The following is a 21509-nucleotide window of genomic DNA, read 5'->3' as shown; positions in this document are numbered from 1 at the left end:
CCCGTTCGCCGGGCGGAGCCCAGTCGCGGCCCGCGTGGGAGCCTCCGGCGCAGGCTGCGGCCCGCCGTCGCAGCCCGGGCCGACGGGAAGCGCCGAACCCCGGCGCCCGCGCGGCCCGCGGCGCGAGGTGGGCCCGGCCCCTGCGGGCGGCCTCGGGGGAGCGCCCGGAGCCCGCGGGCAGCGGTGCCGCGCGCCGCGCGTCCCGAGGGCGTTCCGCGGAGCCCCGGGGCCTCCCCGGCCGGGGGGCGAGAAATTAACCCTTGCGGCCGCCCGGCCACCCGGAGTGATATGTAGTTCGAATACATAACGTTCGGCCGGGCGCGCACCGCCCGTGCCGACAGTCAGAGGTTCGGAAAGTTCGCCCATGGATCTGCACGCCCTGCGCCGCCCCGCGCTCGCCCTTCTCCTCGTCCTCTCGGCCGCCCTGCCGCGGCCGGCGGCCGCCGAAGAGGTTGTGGTCTTCGCCGCCGCCTCGCTCAAGACCGCGCTCGACCGGATCGCGGCCGACTATGAGGCGGCCAGCGGCAACAGCGTCACGATCTCCTATGCGGGCTCGAACGCGCTGGCCAAGCAGATCATCGAGGGGGCGCCGGCCGATCTCTTCCTGTCGGCCGCGGTGAACTGGATGGACGAGGTCGAGAAGGCGGGCCTCGTGGCGGAGGGAACCCGCCGCGATCTTCTGGGCAACAGCCTCGTGCTCGTGGCCCACGGCCGGGGGGCCGCTCCGGTCGAGATCGGGCCGGGCTTCGATCTCAAGGGGCTCCTCGGCGAAGAGAAGCTCGCCATGGCGCTGGTCGATGCGGTGCCCGCGGGCCAGTACGGCAAGGCCTCGCTCGAGACGCTGGGGATCTGGGACGCGGTGGCCCCCTCCGTGGCGCAGGCCGACAATGTGCGCGCGACGCTCGCGCTCGTGGCCTCGGGCGAGGCGCCCTACGGCATCGTCTATGCCACCGACGCCGCCGCGGACGAGAGCGTGAGCGTGGTGGGCACCTTCCCGGCCGGGAGCCATCCGCCCATCGTCTATCCGGCAGCGCTGCTGACCGGGGCAGAGGATGCGGCCGACCGGGCCTTCTTCGAGCGGCTCGGCGCGCCCGAGGCGGCGGCCGTCTTCGAGGCGCAGGGGTTCACGATCCTGAAGTGATGACCGACTGGCTTTCCCCCGACGAATGGCGCGCCGTGGCCCTGTCGCTGCGCGTCTCGACCGTGGCCACGCTCGTGAGCCTGCCCTTCGGCATTCTCGTGGCGCTGGCGCTCGCCCGCGGACGCTTTCCGGGGAAGGCCCTGCTGAACGGGCTCGTCCATCTGCCGCTGATCCTGCCGCCGGTGGTCACGGGCTATCTGCTGCTCATGACCTTCGGGCGGCGGGGCAGCGTGGGCCAGTATCTCGACCAGTGGTTCGGCATCGTCTTCGCCTTCCGCTGGACGGGAGCGGCGCTCGCGGCGGGGATCATGGGCTTTCCGCTCATGGTCCGCGCGATCCGTCTGGCGCTCGAGGCGGTCGATCCCCGGCTCGAGCAGGCGGCCTCGACGCTCGGCGCCTCGCGGCCCTGGGTGTTCCTGACCGTGACCCTGCCGCTCATCCTGCCCGGGGTCGTGGCGGGCGCGATCCTCGCCTTCGCCAAGGCCATGGGCGAGTTCGGCGCCACCATCACCTTCGTGTCGAACATCCCCGGCCAGACCCAGACCCTGCCCTCGGCGATCTACAGCTTCCTGCAGGTGCCGGGCGGCGAGAGCAACGCGGCCCGCCTCGTGCTCGTGGCGATCCTCGTGGCCATGACCGCGCTGCTTCTGTCGGAATGGCTGAGCCGCGCGATCGCCCGCCGGATCGCCGGCGCATGACGCTCTCGGTCGCGCTGCAGCACCGGTTCGGGGAATTCGCCCTCGACACGGCCTTCGAGGCGCCCGCGGGCGTCACCGCCCTCTTCGGCCATTCGGGCTCGGGCAAGACCACCGTGGTCAATGCGGTGGCGGGCCTCCTGCGCCCCGACCGCGGCCGGGTGCTGGCGCAGGGCGAGCGGCTTCTCGACACCGAGGCCGGGCTCTGGCTGCCGCCTCACCGCCGCCGGGTGGGCTATGTCTTTCAGGATGCGCGGCTTCTGCCGCATCTGAGCGTGCGGCAGAACCTGCTTTACGGGCGCTGGTTCTCGCGGGGGCCGCGGCGGGCCGATTTCGACCGGGTGGTCGAGATGCTGGGGCTCGGGACGCTTCTGGCGCGCAGGCCCGGCGGGCTCTCGGGCGGCGAGAAGCAGCGCGTGGCGCTCGGCCGGGCGATCCTGTCGGACCCGCGGCTCCTCCTGATGGACGAGCCGCTGGCCGCGCTCGACGAGGGCCGCAAGGCCGAGATCCTGCCCTATCTCGAGCGGCTGCGCGACGAGCTGCATCTGCCCATCCTCTATGTGAGCCATTCGGTGGCCGAGGTGGCGCGGCTGGCCACCACCGTGATCCTGCTCGAGGCGGGGCGCGTGGTGGCGGCGGGCCCGGCCGCGCAGGTGCTCTCGAGCCCGGCCGCGGCCCGTGCGCTCGGCATCCGCGAGGCGGGCGCGCTTCTGGCCGCGCGGCGGGGCCCGGCCGAGGCCGACGGGCTCGTGCGGCTGGACAGCGGCGGCGGCCCGCTCTGGCTGCCGCTCACGCCCGCGCTCGAGGCCCTGCCCGAGGGCGCGCCGCTGCGCCTGCGGATCCTCGCGCAGGATGTGATGCTGGCCCTTTCCCCGCCGCAGGGGATCTCGGCGCTGAACGTGCTGCCGGGGCGGATCGAGGAGATCCTGCCGGGCGAGCGGGATGCGCTGGTGCGGCTCTCGGTCGAGGGCGAGGCGCTGCTCGCGCGCATCACGCGGCGCTCGCTGCGCCTTCTCGATCTCGCGCCCGGCCGGCGGGCCTATGCGGTGCTGAAGACGGTGGCGGTCGCGCCCGAGAATGTGGGCGGGACGGGCGAGCCCTCCTGACGCTCCGCCCGCGCTCCGGGCCTGAGAGATCGGGGGCTGCCGGAACCAGCGGCGGGCCGCGCCGTTCCTGCCGGCACCCGGGGAGAACGAGATGGTCGAACGCACGAGGGCGCTGAGCGACGTTCTGGACGAGCTGGAAGACGCGATTCAGGGCGAGGAGATCGCGGTCCAGGAGATCGTCGACCGGCTGGGCGAGCGCTCCTTCGCCTCGCTCATGCTCGTCTTCTCGCTGATCGCGGTCTCGCCCGCGAGCGCGATCCCGGGCATCACCGCCACGGTGGCCGTCATCGTCTTCATCCTGACCGTGCAGATGATCTTCGGGCGCAGGAGCGTCTGGCTGCCGGGCCTCATCACCCGCCGGCGGGTCTCGAGCGGGATGCTCTGCAAGGGGATCTCGTGGCTGCGCAAGCCGCTGCAGGTGGTCGAGCGCTATATCGGCAAGCGGCTCACCTTCCTCGTGCATCGTCCCTGGCTGTTCCTGCCGCTCGGCTGCATCCTCGTGCTGACGCTCGCCATGCCCTTCATGGAGCTGATCCCCACCTCGGGCTCGATCGCCTCGGCCGCCATCGCCCTCTTCGCGGCGGGACTCCTGACCCGCGACGGGGTGCTCGTCCTCGTCTCGCTGATCCCGCTCTCGGCGGTGCCGGTCCTGATCTGGCAGGTGGGCTTCGGCGCCTGAGGCCTCCTTCCGAAGAGAAGCGCCCGTGTGACGGGGGTCGCAGAGGCGGGCCCCGCCCGGCGTCAGGCCCGGCCGGTCGTCCCAGGCCGGGGCGCCCGTCCCGCAGGAGCCCGAGGGCCGTCCGCCCTCGGGCGGCCTGTTGAATGCCGGCCGCCGCTGGGGGGTCAGGCCCCCGCCGCGGCGAGCTCGTCCCAGCAGGCCAAGGCCTTCGCCGCATACATCAGGCCGGGGCCGCCGCTCATCTGGATCGCCATGGCCAGCACGTCGCTCAGCTCCTCGCGGCTGGCCCCGGCCTTCATCAGCGCCTCGACATGGAGCAGGATGCAGGGCTCGCAGCGCTGCACGAGCGCCATGCCGAGCGCCACGCATTCCTTCTCCTTGACCCCGAGCACGCCCGTCTCCTTCACCGCCTTGGAGAGGGTGCCGAAGCCCCGGGTCTGCTCGGGGGCGGCCTTGTAGAGGCTGCGCAGCTCGTCGCGGATGTCGTCGATCTTCTGTTTGTAGCTCATGGGGCGGTCTTTCCGATGGATCGCCCGGGACGCGGGCGAGGGGAGGGGCCGGGCGCGCAGTCCCGTCCCCCTCCCATAGGCGCGCGCGCCTCCCCGGTCAGTGACCATGTCACGCAAGGGGACCCGCGCCCGAGCCCTCCCCGGCGCGCCGCAGGGTCGGGGGCCGGGCCTCGGAGGAGCCTGTCCGCCCTTCCCCGCCCGGCCCGCCCCGGGGTCCTGAGCCGCCGGTCGCCCAGGTCCGGGGTGCGCCCCGGACCCCTGCCGGTTGAACCGGCGCCGCGGCGCCCTATATCCGCCTCAGGCCACCTCGGCGCGGATCCTTCCGCTCCTGCGGGAGGCCGGACGAAAAATCCCTTCATTGAATGAAGCCCGGCGGCCATTGCCGCCCAACGATGCGGCAAATGCCGCCAAGAGAAAGAAGACCATGGCACTAGAATTCGACATCACCACCCGGAACGGCCCGGTCGAGGCCCGGGGCACGGTGGACGGGGTGGTCCCCTTCCATTTCGAGGATCACGGCGACCACTGGACGGCCCGGATCGGCGGTCACTGGCAGCATACCGAGGCCCATTCCGCGGGCTCCCGGGCGCCGGCTGCCCCGCCGCTGGCCGACACCCGCCGCAACATCTACCGCGCGCTCGCCCTCTTCCGCAGCCAGGCCAAGCGCCTCTCCTGAGGGCCGAAGGCCGCCGCCGGAGATCCTCCGGCAGAGCGGCCCTGCGCCGCCGGGCGGGGGGCTCCCCCGCCATGCACTCTCCGGGACCGATCCCGGACCGGGGCGCGGCCCTTCCGGACCCGGACGGCCGCAGCCTCTCCTCCTTTCCCCTTTCCTGCTTTCCCGTCCCGGAGCCTTCCGCGCCCCGGGCCGCTTGAGCCTCTCCGGCTCCGCCGTCCGGTCGCGACCTGCCAAGGCAGGTCCGGGCGGCACCTGCGACCGCGCCTGCCGGGCCGGGACCCCTTTTTCCCCGAGGTCCGGCCGCGGCCGGGGCCGATGGGACCGGAGACCCGCGCCCTCTGCCGCCCCGAGCTCTCCGGCGTCTCCTTCGGAAGGTCCCGGACCGTCACGGCGCCCGCAGGGACCCGGGCCTCCCGGCAAGGGTGCGGCCCGGTCGGCTCTGCGTCAGGAAAACACGACCGATCCTGTGGATCTTTCTTGTGATCCCGGCCCCCGCCCCCTAGCTTGGCTGGCATGATCACCCAGAAGATGAAATATGCGCTGAAGGCCCTCATGGTCCTCGCGGAGGAGAAGTCCGGCGACCGCCGACCCCTCCGGATCGAGGATATCGCGCAACGCTCCGGCACGCCGAAGCGGTTTCTCGAACATATCCTGCTCGACATCCGCAACGCGGGCTACATCGCCAGCACGCGCGGGCGCTCGGGCGGCTATCTGCTGATCAAGGAGCCGGCGCAGGTGCCGCTGAGCGAGCTTCTGCGGATGATCGACGGGCCGATCGCGCCCCTGCCCTGCCTCTCGCGGCGCTCCTACCAGAAATGCGAGGATTGCACCGACGAGGAGACCTGCCGGATCCGCAAGGTCTTCGCGGGGATCTTCTGGTCCTATCTCGTGCTGATCGACTCGCTGACGCTCGCCGATCTCGTGGGGGTGCCCGCCGCGGCCGAGCAGATCCTCGCCGCCCCCATCCGCCTGCCCGAGGCCGCCGAGGAGCACGAGGGGCCGGGCTCCGCCGCGGGCGTCTGAGGCAGGCCGCGCCCCCGGCGCTCAGGAGCGTGACCCGCCCCGGCACCGCTATCCTCACCGCGATCCGCGAGAGATCGGCGAGGTCACAGGTGTGCGGTGCGGCCCCTGACGGAGGGCGAGGGCGCTGCGGCCCGGTTCGCTTCGAGGCTGCTAATCCAGCGGCACCAGTCCTGCCGCCGCCCGGTCGCCGGGGCGGTCGCTTTCCGCCAATCCGGCCGCGACGCCGGCGCGGTCTTCCGCGCTGCGGTTCTGGCTCATCTTCCGTTTGCCCTCGATCCGCGCGATCGGCAGGCGGAGGCCGACGATGCCCTTCAGCTGGCTGCGGATATAGGGGGCGGGCGCATCCGTCACCGCCCAGGGATCGGGCCGGGCGGCCTCGTGCAGATCCGTCAGGCGGCTCACCACCGCGTGCAGCCGCGTTGCATCCTCGAAGAAGTCGGGCGTGCCATAGGCATGGACGGCCACATAGTTCCAGGTCGGCACCACCCGCCCGGTCTCGCGCTTCGTCGCATACCAGGCCGGGGTGACATAGGCGTCGGCCCCGCCGAAGATCGCCAGCGCCTCGCAGGTGGGCGGCTCGGCCCGCTGCGGATTGGCCCGCGCGAGGTGACCGTAGAGCGTGCCGAGCGGCCCCTCGTCGGGGGCGAGGAACAGCGGCAGCGGGGTGGCCATGAGGCCCGCGCCGGTGCCGGTCACGAAGGTGGCGAGGCCCGCGGCGCGCATCGCCGCGTGCAGATCGGGCAGCTCCTCCATGCGGAAGGCGGCAGGCGTATACATCGGCGTCTCCGGTCGGGCGGGTCAGGCGGTGGACAGGACGCGGGTCAGAAGGCCCCCGGCCAGAAGGATCATGACGGCGCCCACCAGCAGGTCAAGCACCCGCCAGGCGCGCGGCCGAGCGAAAAGCGGCGCGAGCAGGCGGGCCCCGAAGCCCAAGGCCACGAACCAGACCAGACTGGCGAGGCCCGCGCCGGCCACGAAGGGCCCCTGCGCGCCCGTGGGCTGCGCCGCCCCGACCGATCCCACCAGAAGCACGGTGTCGAGATAGACATGGGGGTTGAGGAAGGTGAAGGCGGCCACACGGGCCAGCGCTCCCGCCCGCGTCAGCGCCTCCCCTCCGGTCTCCGCGACCAGCCGCGCGGGGTGCAGCGCCCGGCGCAGGGCCGAGAGCCCGTACCAGCCGAGGAAGGCCGCGCCGCCCAGCGACAGACCCGTCACCAGCCCGGGCGCGCGCCCGAGGACCGTTCCCAGACCCGCTACGCCCGCCGCGATCAGCGCCAGATCGGCCAACGCGCAGAAGGCCACGACCGCGCCCACATGTTCGCGCCGAAGCCCCTGCCGCAGCACGAAGGCATTCTGCGCGCCGATGGCGACGATCAGGCCCAGGGAGAGGCCGAAGCCGGTGAGGAAGGGGGCGAGGTCTGTCATGACGGCTTTCCTGCCGCGAGGGACGGGTGTAGTCCAGTTCAGGATACTGATCCCGATGAAGCGAGACTTCAGATGCTCGACTATCCGTCGCTCGCGGCCCTCGCCGCCGTCCTGCGCGAGGGCGGCTTCGAGCGCGCGGCCGCCGTGCTCGGCGTGACGCCCTCGGCCGTCTCGCAGCGGATCCGCGCGCTCGAGGAGCGGGTGGGGGCCACGCTCGTCGTGCGCAGCCAGCCGCCGGTGCCGACCGAGGCCGGGGCGCGGCTCTCTGCCCACATGGAGCGGGTGCGCCTCCTCGAGGGGGAACTCGCGGCCGACCTGCCGCTTCTGGCGGGCGCCGAGGAGGGGCCGGCGACGCTGCGCGTGGCGGTCACGGCGGATTCGCTCGGCAGCTGGTTCCTGCCCGCCGCGGCGCGCTTCTCGGCGGCCACCGGGACGCTCCTCGATCTGGTGCTCGACGGTGAGGACCATACGGCGGCGCGTCTGCGCAACGGCGAGGTGCTGGCCGCCGTCACCGCCGATCCCGCGCCGGTCTCGGGGTGCCGGACCCGGCCTCTGGGCGCGCTGCGCTATCTCGCCACCGCAAGCCCCGCCTTTCTCGCGCGGCATTTCCCGCAAGGGGTGGATGCGGCGGCGCTGGCGCGCGCGCCGGTGCTCCGCTTCGACCGGAAGGACGGGCTGCAGGCGCGCTGGGTCGAGGAGACCTTCGGCCATCCGCTCGCGGCGCCGACCCATTGGGTGCCCTCGACGCAAGGGTTCCTCGATGCGAGCCTCGCGGGGCTCGGCTGGGCGATGAATCCTCTGCCGCTGGTGGCGGCGCATCTGGCCGCAGGCCGGCTGGCCGAACTCATCCCCGGGCGGCCGCTCGACGTGCCGCTGCACTGGCAGCATGCCCGGCTGGGCGCGCGGCTGCTCGAGGCGCTGACGCGGGAAGTGGCCGCCGAGGCGCGCCGGAGCCTCGTGCCCCCCGCCTGACGGCCGATCCGGCGGTCTCGAAGGCGGGCCGGCGCAAGGCCGCGCCCCGCCTCGGGCAGGCGGCCTTCGATCCGCTCAAGCCCCCGGGCGGAGGCCGCGAATCCCCCCTCGAAAGAGCAGGCCCTTCTCCCGCCGCCCGGCCGGCGCGGCCGGGTGGAGAAGATCCTTCTCCAAATCACGACAAGATCACCAGATATTTTTTGTTGCTAATGACGATAAACCCTGTCGTAATTGTCGGGACGGCACCGCCGGCCTTCCGGGAGACGATCATGGATGCGACCGCCCGCCCCTTCGTCCCGCCCCCCGGAGGCCCGGAGGCCTCCGCCCGACGGCAACAGGCCCGCCGCGGCGGGCCTCCGGAGGCCGGGGCCGGGACGATCCGGACCGGGCCTTCCCGAAGGCCCGCGCCCCTCGACAGGAGAGACAGATGACGCAGTTCTTCCCCCGCCTTCCGCGCCTTGCCACAGCCGGCCTCGCGCTGGCTCTGGGGCTCGGGGCCCCCGCCTCGGCCGAAACCCTGCTGAACGTGAGCTACGACCCCACGCGCGAGCTCTACCGCGACGTGAACGAGGCCTTCGCCAAGGCTTGGGAGGCCGAGGGCCACGAGGCGCCCGAGATCGAGACCAGCCACGGCGGCTCGGGCGCGCAGGCGCGGGCGGTGATCGACGGGCTCGATGCGCAGGTGGTGACGCTGGCGCTCGCCTCCGACATCGATGCGGTCGCGGCGAAGTCGGGCAAGATCCCCGCCGACTGGCAGAGCCGGCTGCCGCACAATTCCTCGCCCTATACCTCGACCATCGTCTTCCTCGTGCGGTCGGGCAATCCCAAGGGGATCGCCGACTGGGGCGATCTGGTGAAGGAGGATGTGCAGGTCATCACGCCCAATCCCAAGACCAGCGGCGGGGCGCGCTGGAACTACCTCGCGGCCTGGGCCTGGGCCGAGAAGAACGGGCAGGATCCGAAGGCCTTCCTCCACGATCTCTATGCCCATGTGCCGGTGCTCGACACCGGCGCGCGCGGGGCCACCACGACCTTCGTTCAGCGCGGCCTCGGCGACGTGCTGCTGGCCTGGGAGAACGAGGCCTGGCTCGCGCTGGAGGAACTCGGGCCCGACCGGTTCGAGATCGTCGTGCCCTCGCTCTCGATCCGGGCCGAGCCGCCGGTGGCGCTGGTCGAGGGCAATCTCGCCTCGGACGGGCAGCGCGAACTGGCGACGGCCTATCTCGATTTCCTCTACACGCCCGAGGGGCAGGCGCTGGCCTACAAGCACTATTACCGCGCCTGGGACAGGTCGGCCGCCGATCCTGCGGATGTGAAGCGCTTCCCCGATCTCGAGCTGGTCGACATCGGCCACTTCGGCGGATGGGGCAAGGCGCAGCCCGAGCATTTCGGCGACGGCGGCACCTTCGACCAGATCTACGAGGCGAAATAGGATGCGCGCCCTCCGCGCCCCCTCGCCCCTGCCGGGCTTCGGCCTCGCCATGGGGATCACGCTGACGGCGCTCTCGCTCGTCGTGCTCTTGCCGATCGGCGCCCTCCTCCTCCGGGGGGCGCAGATCGGACCCGCCGATGTGGCGGCGCTGCTCGGGCGCGAGCGGGTGCAGGCGGCGCTGGCGCTCTCGTTCCGCGCGGCGCTCGGGGCGGCGGCGATCAACCTCGTCTTCGGTCTGGCGCTGGCCTGGGTGCTGGCGCGCTACCGCTTTCCGGGCCGCCGCCTCGTCGATGCGGCGGTCGACCTGCCCTTCGCCCTGCCCACCGCGGTGGCGGGCATCGCGCTCACCGCGCTCTATGCGCCGAACGGGGCGATCGGGCGGCTGCTCGAGCCCCTGGGGATCCGCGTGGCCTACAGCGAGGCGGGCATCTGGCTCGCCCTCATCTTCGTGGGTCTGCCCTTCGTCGTCCGCTCGGTCCAGCCGGTGATCGAGGAGATCGACCGCGAGGTCGAGGAGGCCTCGGCCACGCTCGGCGCCTCGCGGGCGCGCACCTTCGGCCGGGTGATCCTGCCCATGCTCGCCCCGGCGCTGCTCACGGGTTTCGCCCTGGCGCTGGCCCGCGCGGTGGGCGAATACGGCTCGGTCATCTTCATCGCGGGCAACCTGCCGATGCAGACCGAGATCGCCCCCCTCCTCATCGTCATCCGGCTCGAGGAGTTCGACTATGACGGCGCGGTGGCCATTGCGCTTGCCATGCTCGGCATCTCCTTCGCGCTCCTCTTCGCCATCAACCTCGTCCAGATCTGGAGCCGGCGCCGCATGGGCGCGGTCTGAGCCATGACCCATCTCCCCCTCTCCCCCGCCCGCCGCCTGCCCCGCGCCGCCACGGCCGAGCCCGCCTGGATGCGCCGCCTGCTGATCGCGGGCACGCTCGGGCTTCTCGGGCTCCTCGTGCTGGCGCCGCTGGCCGCGGTCTTCGCCGAGGCGCTGCGCGACGGCCTCGCCGCCGCCGTGACCGCCCTCGGCAACCGCGACGCGCTGGCCGCGATCCGCCTCACCCTCACCGTGGCCGCGGTGGCGGTGCCGCTGAACGCCGCCGCGGGCCTCGCCGCCGCCTGGGCCGTCACCAAGTTCGACTGGCGCGGCAAGGCCGTGCTCATCACGCTAATCGACCTGCCCTTCTCGGTCTCGCCGGTGGTGGCGGGGCTCGCCTTCGTGCTGCTCTTCGGGGCCAATTCCGCGCTCGGCGCCTGGCTCGTGGCCCATGGCCATCCGATCGTCTTCGCGGTGCCGGGGATCGTGCTGGCCACGCTCTTCATCACCTTCCCCTTCGTCGCGCGCGAGCTGATCCCGATCATGACCGAGCAGGGCCGCGCCGAAGAGGAGGCCGCGCTGACGCTCGGCGCCTCCGGCTGGCGGACCTTCCTCACCGTGACGCTGCCCAACATCCGCTGGGCGCTTCTTTACGGCGTGCTTCTGTGCAACGCCCGCGCCATGGGCGAATTCGGCGCGGTGGCGGTGGTCTCGGGCAAGATCCGCGGCAAGACCACCACGATGCCGATCATGATCGAGATGTTCTACAACGAATATCTCTCGGTCGCGGCCTTCGCGATGGCGGCTTTGCTCGCAGCCCTCGCCCTCGTCACGCTCACGCTGAAATCGGCGCTGGAATGGCGCTATGCCGACCAGCTCGCCGCCACCCACCGCCATTGAGGAGAGACTTCGTGCATATCGAGATCGACGAGATCGCCAAGTCCTTCGGCCCCACCACCGCGCTTCATCCCGTGAGCCTCTCGATCCCCTCGGGGGCGCTGATCGCGCTGCTCGGGCCTTCGGGGTCGGGCAAGACCACGCTCCTCAGGATCCTCGGCGGGCTCGAATTTCCCACCTCGGGCCGGGTGCTCTTCGACGGGCAGGATGCAACGGGCCTCACCGTGCAGGAGCGCCGCGCGGGCTTCGTCTTCCAGAGCTACGCGCTCTTCCGCCACATGACCGTCTTCGAGAACGTGGCCTACGGGCTGCGCGCCCGCCCGCGCCGCAGCCGGCCCACCGGAGCCGAGATCGACCGCCGGGTCCACCGGCTGCTCGGGCTCATCCAGTTGCCCGACATCGCCCGCCGCTATCCGGCGCAGCTGTCGGGCGGCCAGCGCCAAAGGGTCGCCCTCGCCCGGGCGCTGGCCATCGAACCGCGGATGCTGCTCCTCGACGAGCCCTTCGGCGCGCTCGACGCCCGCGTGAGGAAGGAGCTGCGTCAGGGCCTGCGCGACATCCACGACGAGACCGGCCTGACCACCGTCTTCGTCACCCACGATCAGGACGAGGCGATGGAGCTTGCAGACCTCGTGGTGGTCATGTCGATGGGGCGCATCGAGCAGATCGGCAAGCCCGCCGAGATCCGCGCCCGCCCCCGGACGGACTTCGTGCGCCAGTTCCTCACCGCATGAGCCGGGCCCCCTCCCGGCCCGGTCCTCCCGCCGGACCCGGCGGGCGGACCACCCCCCTCTCCGAGAGCCGCCCCATGGCCTATGCCGAGATCCCCGAGACCGACGCCCGCGCGCCCGCGCTCGACCGGATCGACCGCAAGATCCTCCACGAGCTGCAGCGCGACTGCTCGCTCTCGCTCGCCCGGCTCGCCGACCGGGTGGGCCTGTCCCAGACCCCCTGCTGGAAGCGGATCCGGCGGCTCGAACAATCGGGCGTGATCACCGGCCGCGTGGCGCTGGTGGATCCCGCCCGGATCGGGCTCGGCCTCACCGTCTTCGTCGAGATCGAGGCGCCCGACCATGGCCCCGGCTGGCGCGCGCGCTTTGCCGAGGCGGTGGCGGCCCTGCCTGAGGTGGTCGAGGTCTGGCGCATGGCGGGCGAGGTCGACTATCTGCTCAAGGTCGTGACCGCCGACATGCCCGCCTTCGACGCCTTCTACCTGCGCCTGACCGAGACCACCGGCCCGAAGAACGTGACCTCGAAATTCGCCATGGAGCGGATCCGCGACACGACGGTCTATCCGGTCAATACGACCGATCCCTGAGGGCTCAGCCCCGCCCCTCGGGCCGGCCCGGCCGCGCGCGGTAGCGCGGCAGCGACAGGCCCCAGACGAGGCCCGCCGCCCGCGACAGGAAGGCCGCGGCGAACCCCGCCCCCAGCGCCAGCTCGCGCGGGGCGCCGAATGCGTCGAGCGCCACGAAGGCGGCCGCCCCCAGAAGCGCCGCGGTGATATAGATCTCGCGCCGCAGGATCACCGGGCTCTCGCCGCCCAGAAGATCGCGCAGGATGCCGCCGAAGGTCGCCGTGGCCACCCCCATGGCGATCGCGATCACCGGCCCCGCCCCGGTCTGCAGCGCCCGCTCGGCCCCCGTCACCGCAAAGAGGGACAGGCCCACCGCATCGAGCCAGAGCAGGAAGCGGTAGCGCGACTGGGGGATGTGGGCGAAGAAGAAGGTGAAGACCGCGACGCCGAGGCAGGCCAGCACATAGGCCGGCTCCTCGACCCAGAAGACCGGGGTGCGGCCGAGCACGAGATCGCGGATCGTGCCGCCGCCCACGCCGGTCACCGCCCCGAGCAGCACGAAGCCCGCGATGTCCATCTCCTTGCGCGAGGCGACGAGGGCGCCCGTCACGGTGAAGATGCACAGGCCGAACCAGTCGAGCAGGATCGTGACGGTCTGAAACATCCGGGCCTCCTCCGCGCGGGTCCGTTCCTTTTGGCCGGAGGGCCGCGGGAACTCAAGCGCAGGGAGGGCCGCCCTCCCCCGGATGCGCCCGCCCGGGGCCGATCGGGCGGAGGGGCGGAAAGGTCGGGTCCGAAAGAGGGTGCGACAGGCCTCCCAATGGGTCGGAAGACCTGCGCCGAAAGGGCTATGCCCCTTTCCTTATAAGGGAAAAATGCCGAGGCCCGGCCTGTTCGGCTTTGAAAACATGCCTCTGTCGGGCAGACTTTCCGTCGAATCCCTTTCCCCTGACATTTCTCGATCGGATCCGTTTCATGGCCATTCTTCCGACCTTCAGCGTCACCAGCACCCCCGTCGTCGAGGGCAATTACCTCACCTACACCATCCGGCTCTCCGAGCCCGCCCCCGATGCGGTGAGCGTGGATTACCTGTTCCGCTCCGGCACCGCGCTGCTCGACGAGGATTTCTATTCCACCGCCCCCTCGGGCACGCTCGTCTTCGCCCCCGGCGAGACGGTGCTGACCCTCCAGATCCGGTCCTACAACGACAGGCTCGACGAGATCGACGAGAGCTTCTTTCTCGAACTGAGCGATCCGCAGGGCGCGCAGTTCGGCGCCAACATCTCGACCCTCGTCACCGCGGGCTGGGTGATCGACGACGATGGCGTGGGGGTGAACCGGGCGCTGGCCGTCTCGAACCCCGTGGTGACCGAGGCCGCGGGCGGGCAGGCGCTCTTCACCCTCACGCTGTCGGAGGCCTTCACCACCGACCGCAGCTTCACCTACACGACCTACGATGGGTCGGCCCGGGCGGGCGCGGATTACGTGGCCCGCACCGGCACAGTCACCTTCCTCGCCGGCCAGACCGAGGCCACGGTCGCGGTCAATCTGATCAACGATGGCGCCGTCGAGGCGGGCGAGACCTTCGGCCTCGCGGTCACCGGCGCCCATGGCGTGCCCGCCGCGACCGGCACGGCCGAGATCCTGAACGACGACGGGCCGGTGCCGGTGATCTCGGTCGAGGGCGACCGGGTGGTCGAGGGCAGCTACCTCACCTATACGATCCGGCTCTCCGAGCCCGCGACCGACGCGGTGAGCGTGGATTACCTGTTCCGCTCGGGCACCGCGCTGCTCGACGAGGATTTCTATTCCACCGCCCCCTCGGGCACGCTCACCTTCGCCCCGGGCGAGACGGTGCAGACCCTCCGCATCCGCTCCTACAACGACAGTCTCGACGAAATCGACGAGAGCTTCTTTCTCGAGCTGAGCGAACCGCAGGGCGCGCGGTTCGGCGCCAACATCTCGACCCTCGTCACGACGGGCTGGGTGATCGACAATGACGGCGTGGGGGTGAACCGGGCACTGGCCGTCTCGAACCCGGTGGTGACCGAGGCCGCAGGCGGGCAGGCGCTCTTCACCCTCACGCTGTCGGAGGCCTTCACCACCGACCGCAGCTTCACCTACACGACCCATGACGGCTCGGCCCGGGCAGGCGCGGATTATGTTGCCCGCACCGGCACCGTCACCTTCCTCGCCGGCCAGACCGAGGCCACGGTCGCGGTCAATCTGATCAACGATGGCGCGGTCGAGGCGGGCGAGACCTTCGGTCTGGCCGTCACCGGCGCCCATGGCGTGCCCGCCGCCACCGGCACGGCCGAGATCCTGAACGACGACGGGCCGGTGCCAGTGATCTCGGTCGAAGGCGACCGGGTGGTCGAGGGCAGCTACCTCACCTATACGATCCGGCTCTCCGAGCCCGCGACCGACGCGGTGAGCGTGGATTACCAGTTCCGCTCCGGCACCGCGCTGCTCGACGAGGATTTCTATTCCACGGCCCCCTCGGGCACCCTCACCTTCGCCCCCGGCGAGACGGTGCAGACCCTCCGCATCCGTTCCTACAACGACAGTCTCGACGAGATCGACGAGAGCTTCTTTCTCGATCTGAGCGATCCCCGCGGCGCGCAGTTCGGCGGCGGCAACCGCGCCCTGTCCACCGGCGGCTGGGTGCTCGACAATGACGGGGTGGGGCTGAACCGCTCGGTCTCGGTCGGCCATGCCACGCTGCAGGAAGGGCCCGGCGGCCGGGTCGCGGTCTTCGTGGTCGAGCTTTCGGCCGCCTCGGCCGAGCGGATCGCCATCGGCTTCCAGACCCTCGCCGGGACGGCCCGCCCGGGCAGCGACTTCGCCGCCCGGTCGGGCGAGGTGGTCTTCCTGCCCGGCCAGACCCGGGCCGAAATTCTCATCCCCATCCTCGACGATCTCGTGCTCGAGAATACCGAGAGCTTCAGCCTACGCCTCGTGCCGCCCTTCCCCAGCGCCATCTCCTCGGCCACGCCGGTGCCGGTGGGGGTGGCCACCCTCCTCGACGGCACGCTCCGCGGCTCGGGCGGCAACGACCGGCTGATCGGCACGGCCAATGCCGAGCGGATCGAGGGGTTCGGCGGCAACGACCGGATCGAGGGCCGGGGCGGCAATGACCTTCTGTCGGGCGGCGCGGGCAACGACCTGCTCGACGGCGGCGGCGGACGCGACCGGATGGTGGGGGGCACGGGCAACGACCGCTATATCGTCAACCATGCCGGGGACAGCACGATCGAGCTGGCCGGGGGCGGTATCGACACGGTGCAGAGCAGCCTCTCCTGGACCCTGGCCGCCAATGTCGAGCGGCTGGTGCTGACCGGCGGGGCTGCCCTGTCGGGCACCGGCAACGGGCTTGCGAACCTGCTCACCGGCAATGGCGGGGCGAACCGGCTGCAGGGGCTTGCCGGCAACGACACGCTGAACGGCGGCGGCGGGCGCGACGTCATGATCGGCGGGACGGGCAACGACACCTACATCACCGATGGCGGCGACACGATCGTGGAGCGCGCGGGCCAGGGGGTGGATGTGGTGCGCGCCTCGGTCAGCTACACGCTGGGCGCCCAGCTCGAGACGCTGGTGCTGACGGGCACGGCGAACCTTTCGGGGACCGGCAACGGGCTTTCGAACCTGCTGATCGGCAATGGCGGCGCGAACCGGCTGAGCGGCGGCGCCGGCAACGACACGCTGAGCGGCGGCGGCGGGGCGGATCTGCTGATCGGCGGCGCCGGGCGCGACAGCTTTGTCTTCAACACCCGCCCCGGGCCCGGCGCGATCGACCGGATCGCGGATTTCAACGTGGCCGACGACGTGATCCATCTGGAAAATGCGGTGTTCCGCGGCCTTCCGGCGGGGGCGCTGCGCGGGGCGGCCTTTGCCTCCAACCTCTCGGGACAGGCCACCGATGCGGCCGACCGGATCCTCTATGAGCGCGACACCGGGGCGCTCTGGTTCGATGCCGACGGCACCGGAGGGGGCGCGCGGGTGCAGATCGCGACCCTCTCGGCGGGGCTCGGCCTGACGGCCGCGGATTTCTTCGTGATCTGAGGGTGGGGGCCGCCGCCGGGCAGGGTCCGGGGGCGGGGAAAGAAGATCCTCCGGCCCCGAAGGGCCGGAGGTGCTCCCTCTATGTCAGAGGAAGAGAGCCGCGATCTGGGCGCTCGACATGGCCCCCAGTTGCGTGGCCGTGAAGGCCGACGCCTGCGTCGTGGTGAGCGCCGCGATATCGGCGGTTTCGAGACCCTTGATGGCGGCCGTGGTCAGGGTGGGGATCTGCGCGGTGGTGAGCGCCGTCATCTGCGCCGTGGTGAGCGCCGCCGCCTGCACCGAGCCGAAGCCTGCCACGGCGGTCGTGGTGAGGGCCGCCACCTGAGCCGAGGTGAGCGCGGCCATCTGCGCCGCCGTCAGGACTTTCGCCTGCGCCGATCCCAGACCCTTCACGGCCGCGGTGGTGAGGGCTGCGAGATCCGCCGTCTCGAGCGCCGCCACCTGCGCCGTGGAAAGCGCGCCCACCTGACGCGAGCCAAGGGCGGCCGCCTGCCCGGTGGTCAGCGCCGCCACCTGCGCTGTCCCGAAGCCCTTCACCGCTGCGGTGGTCAGCGCCGCCACATCCGCCGTCTCGAAGGCCGCCACCTGCGCCGTCGAAAGCGCGGCCAGTTGCGCCGAGCCGAGCGTCGCCGCCTGCGCCGTGGTCAGAGCCACGATCTGCGCCGTGCCGAGCCCCTTCACCGCCGCGGTGGTGATCCGGGCGAGCTGATCGGTGGTGAGGGCCGCCACCTGGCCCGTGGTCAGGCCGGAGGCCTGCACCGATCCCAGACCCGCGATCGCCGCCGTCGAGAGCTGGGCCATCTGCGCCGTGGTGAGGGCCGCCACCTGGCCCGTGGTCAGGCCCGCGACCTGGGCCGAGCCGAGGCCCTTCACGGCCGCGGTGGTCAGGGCCGCGAGATCGACCGTCTCGAGCGCCGCCACCTGCACCGTCGAGAGGGCGCCCAGCTGCGCCGAGCCGAGGACGGCCGCCTGGGCCGTGGTCAGCGCCACGATCTGGGCCGAGCCGAGCCCTTTCAGCGCCGCCGTCGAGAGCTGGGGCACCTGGGCCGTGGTCAGCGCCGCCACCTGTGCCGTCGTCAGCGCCCCCGCCTGGGTCGAGGACAGTCCCTTCACCGCCGTGCCCGCAAGCGCGGCCACCTGCGCCGTGGTGAGGGCTGCCACCTGTCCCGTCGTCAGCGCCCCCATCTGGGCGGTGGTGATCCCCTTCACCGCCGTGGTGGTGAGGGCCGCGAGATCCGCCGTCTCGAGCGCCGCCATCTGCGCGGTCGTGAGACCCGCCACCTGCACCGAGCCGAGGGCGGCCGCCTGACCCGTGGTCAGCGCCACGACCTGCGCCGTGGTCAGCCCCTTCAGCGCCGTCGTGGTCAGCGCCGCGGCATCCGCCGTCTCGAAGGCCGCCACCTGCGCCGTCGAGAGGGCACCCAGCTGCGCCGAGCCGAGCGCCGCCGTCTGGCCCGTGGTCAGCGCCACGATCTGCGCCGTGCCGAGCCCCTTCACCGCCGCCGTCGAGAGCTGCGAGAGCTGCGCCGTGGTCAGCGCGGCCACCTGCGCGGTGGTGAGGCCCGAGGCCTGCACCGAGCCGAAGCCCTTCACCGCCGCCGTGGTCAGCGCCGCCACCTGCGCCGTGGTGAACGCCGCCACCTGTGCCGAGCCGAGGGCCGCCGCCTGTGCCGATCCGAAGCCCTTCACGCCCGTGGCCGAGAGGGTCGCCAGATCCGCCGTCTCCAGCGCCGCCACCTGCGCCGTCGAGAGGGCGGCGACCTGATCGGAGCCGAGCTTGGCCGCCTGGGCCGTGGTCAGCGCCACGATCTGCGCCGTGCCGAGCCCCTTCAGCGCCGCCGTCGAGAGCTGGGCCACCTGGGCCGTGGTCAGCGCCGCCACCTGCGCCGTCGTCAGCCCCGAGGCCTGCACCGAGCCCACGCCCTTCACGGCCGCCGTGCTCAGCGCCGCCACCTGCACGGTGGTGAGCGCCGCCACCTGCCCCGTCGTCAGGCTCGAAACCTGCGTCGAGCCCAGGCCCTTCACCGCCGTGGTGGTCAGGGCCGCGAGATCCGCCGTCTCGAGCGCCGCGATCTGCGTGCTCGACAGGCCCGCGACCTGCGCCGAGCCGAGCGCCGCCGCCTGACCCGTCGTCAGCGCCACCACCTGCGCCGTGGTCAGCCCCTTCAGCGCCGTCGTGGTCAGCGCCGCGGCATCCGCCGTCTCGAAGGCCGCCACCTGCGCCGTCGAGAGGGCGCCCAGTTGCGCCGAGCCGAGCGCTGCCGTCTGGCCCGTGGTCAGCGCCACGATCTGCGCGGTGCCGAGCCCCTTCACCGCCGCCGTCGAGAGCTGCGAGAGCTGCGCCGTGGTCAGCGCCGCCACCTGCGCCGTGGTGAGACCCGAAGCCTGCACCGAGCCGAAGCCCTTCAGGGCCGTGGTCGAAAGCTGGCCCACCTGCGCCGTCGTCAGCGCTGCCACCTGCGCCGAGCCGAGGGCCGCCGCCTGCGCCGAGCCCACGCCCTTCACCCCCGCCGTCGAGAGCGCCGCGACATCGGCCGTCTCGAGCGCCGCCACCTGCGCGGTCGAGAGACCCGCCACCTGCGCCGAGCCGAGCGCCCCCGCCTGGCCCGTGGTCAGCGCCACCACCTGCGCCGTGCCGAGCCCCTTCAGCGCCGCCGTCGAAAGCTGCCCCACCTGCGCCGTGGTGAAGGCGGCCACCTGCGCCGTGGTCAGGCCCGCCGCCTGCGCCGAGCCCAGACCCTTCAGCCCGGTGGTGGAGAGCGCGGCCAGATCCGCCGTCTCGATCGCTGCGATCTGCGTGCTCGACAGGCCCGCCAGCAGCGCCGAGCCGAGCCCCGCCGCCTGCGCCGTGGTCAGCGCCACCACCTGCGCCGTGGTCACGCCCTTCAGCGCCGCCGTCGTCAGCGCGCCGAGCTGGGCCGTGGTCAGGGCCGCCACCTGCCCCGTCGTCAGGGCCGCCACCTGCGTCGAACTCAGGCCCTTCAGCGCCGCCGTCGAGAGCTGGGCGGCCTGCGCCGTGGTCAGGGCCGCCACCTGCCCCGTCGTCAGCGCGCCCACCTGCGTCGAGCTCAGCGCCTTCACCCCCGCGGTCGAGAGCATCGCGAGATCGGCCGTCTCCAGCGCCGCCACCTGCGCGGTCGAGAGCCCGGCCACCTGCGTCGACCCCAGCGCCGCCGCCTGCGCCGTCGTCAGCGCCACGATCTGCGCCGTCCCGAGCCCTTTCAGCGCGGCACTCGAGAGCTGGCCCACCTGAGCCGTGGTGAGCGCCGCCACCTGCGCCGTGGTCAGGCCCGCGGCCTGCGCCGAGCCCAGACCCTTCAGCCCCGTCGTGGAAAGCGCGGCCAGATCCGCCGTCTCCAGCGCCGCGATCTGCGTGCTCGAGAGCCCCGCCACCTGCGCCGAGCCGAGCCCCGCCGCCTGCGCCGTGGTCAGTGCCACCACCTGCGCCGTGGTCAGGCCCTTCAGCGCCGCCGTCGTGAGTGCGCCCAGTTGTCCTGTGGTCAGCGCCGCCACCTGTGCCGTGGTCAGCGCGCCCGCCTGGGTCGAGCTCAGCCCCTTCACCGCCCCCGTCGAGAGCGCCGCAACCTGCGCCGTCGTCAGCGCGGCCACCTGCGCCGTCGTGAGGCTCGCGGCCTGAGCCGAGGTCAGGGCATTCGCTGCCGCCGTCGAGAGCGCCGCGAGATCGACGGTCTCGAGCGCCGCCACCTGTGCGGTCGAGAGCGCGCCCACCTGCGCCGTGCCGAGCGCCGCCGCCTGCGCGGTCGTCAGTGCCACCACCTGCGCCGTGCCGAGCCCTTTCAGCGCGGCACTCGAAAGCTGGCCCACCTGAGCCGTCGTGAGCGCCGCCACCTGCGCCGTCGTCAAGCCCGCGGCCTGCGCCGATCCGAGCCCCTTCAGCCCCGCCGAGGAGAGGGCGGCCAGATCCGCCGTCTCCAGCGCCGCGATCTGCGTGCTCGAGAGGCCCGCCACCTGCGCCGAGCCGAGCCCGGCCGCCTGCGCCGTGGTCAGGGCAACCACCTGCGCCGTGGTCAGGCCCTTCAGCGCCCCGGTCGAGAGCGCGCCGAGCTGTCCCGTGGTCAGCGCCGCCACCTGCGCCGTGGTCAGCGCGCCCACCTGGGTCGAGCTCAGCCCCTTCACCGCCACGCTGGTGAGGGCCGCGAGATCGGCCGTCTCCATCGCCGCCGCCTGCGCCGTCGTGAGCGCCGCGACCTGTGCCGAGCCGAGCACCGCCGCCTGCGCGCTCGAGAGCGCCACGATCTGCGCCGTGCCGAGCCCCGTCATGCCCGCGGTCGAGAAGGCTTTGAGCTGGGCGGTCGACAGGGCGGCCACCTGGGCCGTCGTGAGACCCGAGGCCTGGACCGAGCCCAGACCCTTGACCGCCACGCTGGACAGGGCCGCGACCTGCGCCGTGGTGAGGGCCGCCACCTGACCGGTCGAGAGCCCCCCGAGCTGCGCCGAAGTCAGCCCCGCCACCCCCGTGGCCGAGAGCGCCGCGAGATCGGCCGTCTCCATCGCCGCCACCTGCGCCGTCGTCAGCGCGGCCAGCTGCGCCGAGCCGAGCGCCGCCGCCTGCGCCGTCGTCAGCGCCACCACCTGCGCATCCCCCAACCCCTTCAGCGACGCCGCCTTGACCCAGCCGATCTGCTGGGCGGTGAGCGCCGCGATCTGGGCGGTGGAGAGGGCGGCCAGATCCTGGCTCGACATGCTGGCGACCTCGGCGCTCGTCAGGGCCGCGATCTCTGCTGTGGTCTTGCTGCTGAAGTCGGTCATCACACTCA

The 21509-nt window shown here is 72.6% G+C and carries 18 protein-coding genes; 13 read left to right on the top strand and 5 right to left on the bottom strand.

The annotated features are described in order from the left end of the window. The first annotated feature begins 364 nt into the window (after positions 1-364). The 4 genes from modA to RSP_RS21585 all read left to right on the top strand — a co-directional run bounded on the left by modA (position 365) and on the right by RSP_RS21585 (position 3621). Positions 365-1141 (top strand): molybdate ABC transporter substrate-binding protein, encoded by a 777-nt coding sequence (modA, locus tag RSP_RS21600; protein ID WP_011836199.1) that lies wholly within the window; start codon positions 365-367, stop codon positions 1139-1141. Continuing rightward, positions 1141-1839: a molybdate ABC transporter permease subunit gene (gene modB, locus RSP_RS21595; protein ID WP_011840091.1), complete on the top strand. Its 699-nt coding sequence runs from the start codon at positions 1141-1143 to the stop codon at positions 1837-1839. Before modA ends, modB begins: the two co-directional genes overlap by 1 nt. Continuing rightward, positions 1836-2942, top strand: coding sequence for a molybdenum ABC transporter ATP-binding protein (gene modC, locus RSP_RS21590; protein WP_011836198.1), 1107 nt, complete (start codon positions 1836-1838; stop codon positions 2940-2942). Before modB ends, modC begins: the two co-directional genes overlap by 4 nt. 91 nt (positions 2943-3033) lie before the next feature. Further along, the gene (locus tag RSP_RS21585; protein ID WP_002724673.1) at positions 3034-3621 is read left to right on the top strand and encodes an exopolysaccharide biosynthesis protein; all 588 of its coding nucleotides are present in this window, start codon (positions 3034-3036) and stop codon (positions 3619-3621) included. Between the two features lie 164 nt (positions 3622-3785). On the opposite strand, the gene RSP_RS21580 is transcribed toward RSP_RS21585, so the two are convergent. Further along, positions 3786-4130 carry a carboxymuconolactone decarboxylase family protein gene (locus RSP_RS21580; protein WP_002724672.1) on the bottom strand — a complete coding sequence of 115 codons (345 nt, stop codon included), beginning with the start codon at positions 4128-4130 and terminating at the stop codon, positions 3786-3788. 424 nt (positions 4131-4554) lie between these two features. Here RSP_RS21580 and RSP_RS21575 point away from each other — a divergent pair, with 424 nt between their 5' ends. Both RSP_RS21575 and RSP_RS21570 read left to right on the top strand, forming a co-directional pair. Continuing rightward, positions 4555-4806: a hypothetical protein gene (locus RSP_RS21575; protein WP_017208408.1), complete on the top strand. Its 252-nt coding sequence runs from the start codon at positions 4555-4557 to the stop codon at positions 4804-4806. A 513-nt stretch (positions 4807-5319) separates the two neighbouring features. Then, positions 5320-5829: an RrF2 family transcriptional regulator gene (locus RSP_RS21570; RefSeq protein ID WP_002724669.1), complete on the top strand. Its 510-nt coding sequence runs from the start codon at positions 5320-5322 to the stop codon at positions 5827-5829. 150 nt (positions 5830-5979) lie between these two features. Here the strand turns inward: RSP_RS21570 and RSP_RS21565 are convergent, their stop codons facing one another. Both RSP_RS21565 and RSP_RS21560 read right to left on the bottom strand, forming a co-directional pair. Continuing rightward, a complete protein-coding gene (locus RSP_RS21565) occupies positions 5980-6606 on the bottom strand; it encodes an FMN-binding negative transcriptional regulator (RefSeq protein WP_011836195.1) in 627 nt (208 codons plus the stop codon). A gap of 21 nt (positions 6607-6627) precedes the next feature. Then, the gene (locus tag RSP_RS21560; RefSeq protein WP_011840097.1) at positions 6628-7254 is read right to left on the bottom strand and encodes a LysE/ArgO family amino acid transporter; all 627 of its coding nucleotides are present in this window, start codon (positions 7252-7254) and stop codon (positions 6628-6630) included. Between the two features lie 72 nt (positions 7255-7326). On the opposite strand from RSP_RS21560, the gene RSP_RS21555 reads away from it, so the two are divergent. The 6 genes from RSP_RS21555 (at position 7327) to RSP_RS21530 (ending at position 12687) form a co-directional block, all read left to right on the top strand. Further along, positions 7327-8226 carry a LysR family transcriptional regulator ArgP gene (locus RSP_RS21555; protein ID WP_011836194.1) on the top strand — a complete coding sequence of 300 codons (900 nt, stop codon included), beginning with the start codon at positions 7327-7329 and terminating at the stop codon, positions 8224-8226. Between the two features lie 427 nt (positions 8227-8653). After that, positions 8654-9658 carry a sulfate ABC transporter substrate-binding protein gene (locus RSP_RS21550; protein ID WP_011836193.1) on the top strand — a complete coding sequence of 335 codons (1005 nt, stop codon included), beginning with the start codon at positions 8654-8656 and terminating at the stop codon, positions 9656-9658. Between the two features lies 1 nt (position 9659). After that, positions 9660-10493 carry a sulfate ABC transporter permease subunit CysT gene (gene cysT / locus RSP_RS21545; protein ID WP_002724659.1) on the top strand — a complete coding sequence of 278 codons (834 nt, stop codon included), beginning with the start codon at positions 9660-9662 and terminating at the stop codon, positions 10491-10493. A gap of 3 nt (positions 10494-10496) precedes the next feature. After that, positions 10497-11372: a sulfate ABC transporter permease subunit CysW gene (cysW, locus tag RSP_RS21540; RefSeq protein ID WP_011836192.1), complete on the top strand. Its 876-nt coding sequence runs from the start codon at positions 10497-10499 to the stop codon at positions 11370-11372. An 11-nt stretch (positions 11373-11383) separates the two neighbouring features. Beyond that, on the top strand, positions 11384-12103 hold the full coding sequence (locus RSP_RS21535) for a sulfate/molybdate ABC transporter ATP-binding protein (RefSeq protein ID WP_002724655.1): 720 nt from the start codon (positions 11384-11386) through the stop codon (positions 12101-12103). A gap of 74 nt (positions 12104-12177) precedes the next feature. Then, complete coding sequence (locus RSP_RS21530; RefSeq protein ID WP_002724653.1) at positions 12178-12687, top strand: Lrp/AsnC family transcriptional regulator; 510 nt, start codon at positions 12178-12180, stop codon at positions 12685-12687. 4 nt (positions 12688-12691) lie between these two features. On the opposite strand, the gene RSP_RS21525 is transcribed toward RSP_RS21530, so the two are convergent. Then, entirely contained in the window at positions 12692-13330 is a 639-nt protein-coding gene (locus RSP_RS21525; protein ID WP_002724650.1) for a trimeric intracellular cation channel family protein, read from the bottom strand. A gap of 311 nt (positions 13331-13641) precedes the next feature. Between RSP_RS21525 and RSP_RS21520 the strand changes: the two genes are divergently transcribed. Then, positions 13642-16731 (top strand): Calx-beta domain-containing protein, encoded by a 3090-nt coding sequence (locus tag RSP_RS21520; RefSeq protein WP_011836190.1) that lies wholly within the window; start codon positions 13642-13644, stop codon positions 16729-16731. An 84-nt stretch (positions 16732-16815) separates the two neighbouring features. Here the strand turns inward: RSP_RS21520 and RSP_RS22705 are convergent, their stop codons facing one another. Then, on the bottom strand, positions 16816-21501 hold the full coding sequence (locus RSP_RS22705; protein WP_011836189.1) for a beta strand repeat-containing protein: 4686 nt from the start codon (positions 21499-21501) through the stop codon (positions 16816-16818). Between the last annotated feature and the right edge of the window lie 8 nt (positions 21502-21509).

The sequence above is a fragment of the Cereibacter sphaeroides 2.4.1 genome (assembly GCF_000012905.2).
Lineage (GTDB): Bacteria > Pseudomonadota > Alphaproteobacteria > Rhodobacterales > Rhodobacteraceae > Cereibacter_A > Cereibacter_A sphaeroides.
The sequence above is the reverse complement of the archived record's forward strand: the minus strand, read 5'-3'. Positions and strand labels throughout refer to the sequence as shown.

What these genes read in the sequence shown, in the direction of transcription:
- RSP_RS21570 (WP_002724669.1), top strand. Translation starts at nt 5,320, where the DNA reads ATGATCACCCAGAAGATGAAATATGCGCTGAAGGCCCTCATGGTCCTC.
- modC (WP_011836198.1), top strand. Translation starts at nt 1,836, where the DNA reads ATGACGCTCTCGGTCGCGCTGCAGCACCGGTTCGGGGAATTCGCCCTC.
- RSP_RS21585 (WP_002724673.1), top strand. Translation starts at nt 3,034, where the DNA reads ATGGTCGAACGCACGAGGGCGCTGAGCGACGTTCTGGACGAGCTGGAA.
- RSP_RS21525 (WP_002724650.1), bottom strand. Translation starts at nt 13,330, where the DNA reads ATGTTTCAGACCGTCACGATCCTGCTCGACTGGTTCGGCCTGTGCATC.
- modA (WP_011836199.1), top strand. Translation starts at nt 365, where the DNA reads ATGGATCTGCACGCCCTGCGCCGCCCCGCGCTCGCCCTTCTCCTCGTC.
- cysT (WP_002724659.1), top strand. Translation starts at nt 9,660, where the DNA reads ATGCGCGCCCTCCGCGCCCCCTCGCCCCTGCCGGGCTTCGGCCTCGCC.
- RSP_RS21565 (WP_011836195.1), bottom strand. Translation starts at nt 6,606, where the DNA reads ATGTATACGCCTGCCGCCTTCCGCATGGAGGAGCTGCCCGATCTGCAC.
- RSP_RS21560 (WP_011840097.1), bottom strand. Translation starts at nt 7,254, where the DNA reads ATGACAGACCTCGCCCCCTTCCTCACCGGCTTCGGCCTCTCCCTGGGC.
- RSP_RS21520 (WP_011836190.1), top strand. Translation starts at nt 13,642, where the DNA reads ATGGCCATTCTTCCGACCTTCAGCGTCACCAGCACCCCCGTCGTCGAG.
- RSP_RS21555 (WP_011836194.1), top strand. Translation starts at nt 7,327, where the DNA reads ATGCTCGACTATCCGTCGCTCGCGGCCCTCGCCGCCGTCCTGCGCGAG.
- cysW (WP_011836192.1), top strand. Translation starts at nt 10,497, where the DNA reads ATGACCCATCTCCCCCTCTCCCCCGCCCGCCGCCTGCCCCGCGCCGCC.
- RSP_RS21530 (WP_002724653.1), top strand. Translation starts at nt 12,178, where the DNA reads ATGGCCTATGCCGAGATCCCCGAGACCGACGCCCGCGCGCCCGCGCTC.
- RSP_RS21575 (WP_017208408.1), top strand. Translation starts at nt 4,555, where the DNA reads ATGGCACTAGAATTCGACATCACCACCCGGAACGGCCCGGTCGAGGCC.
- modB (WP_011840091.1), top strand. Translation starts at nt 1,141, where the DNA reads ATGACCGACTGGCTTTCCCCCGACGAATGGCGCGCCGTGGCCCTGTCG.
- RSP_RS21550 (WP_011836193.1), top strand. Translation starts at nt 8,654, where the DNA reads ATGACGCAGTTCTTCCCCCGCCTTCCGCGCCTTGCCACAGCCGGCCTC.
- RSP_RS21580 (WP_002724672.1), bottom strand. Translation starts at nt 4,130, where the DNA reads ATGAGCTACAAACAGAAGATCGACGACATCCGCGACGAGCTGCGCAGC.
- RSP_RS22705 (WP_011836189.1), bottom strand. Translation starts at nt 21,501, where the DNA reads ATGACCGACTTCAGCAGCAAGACCACAGCAGAGATCGCGGCCCTGACG.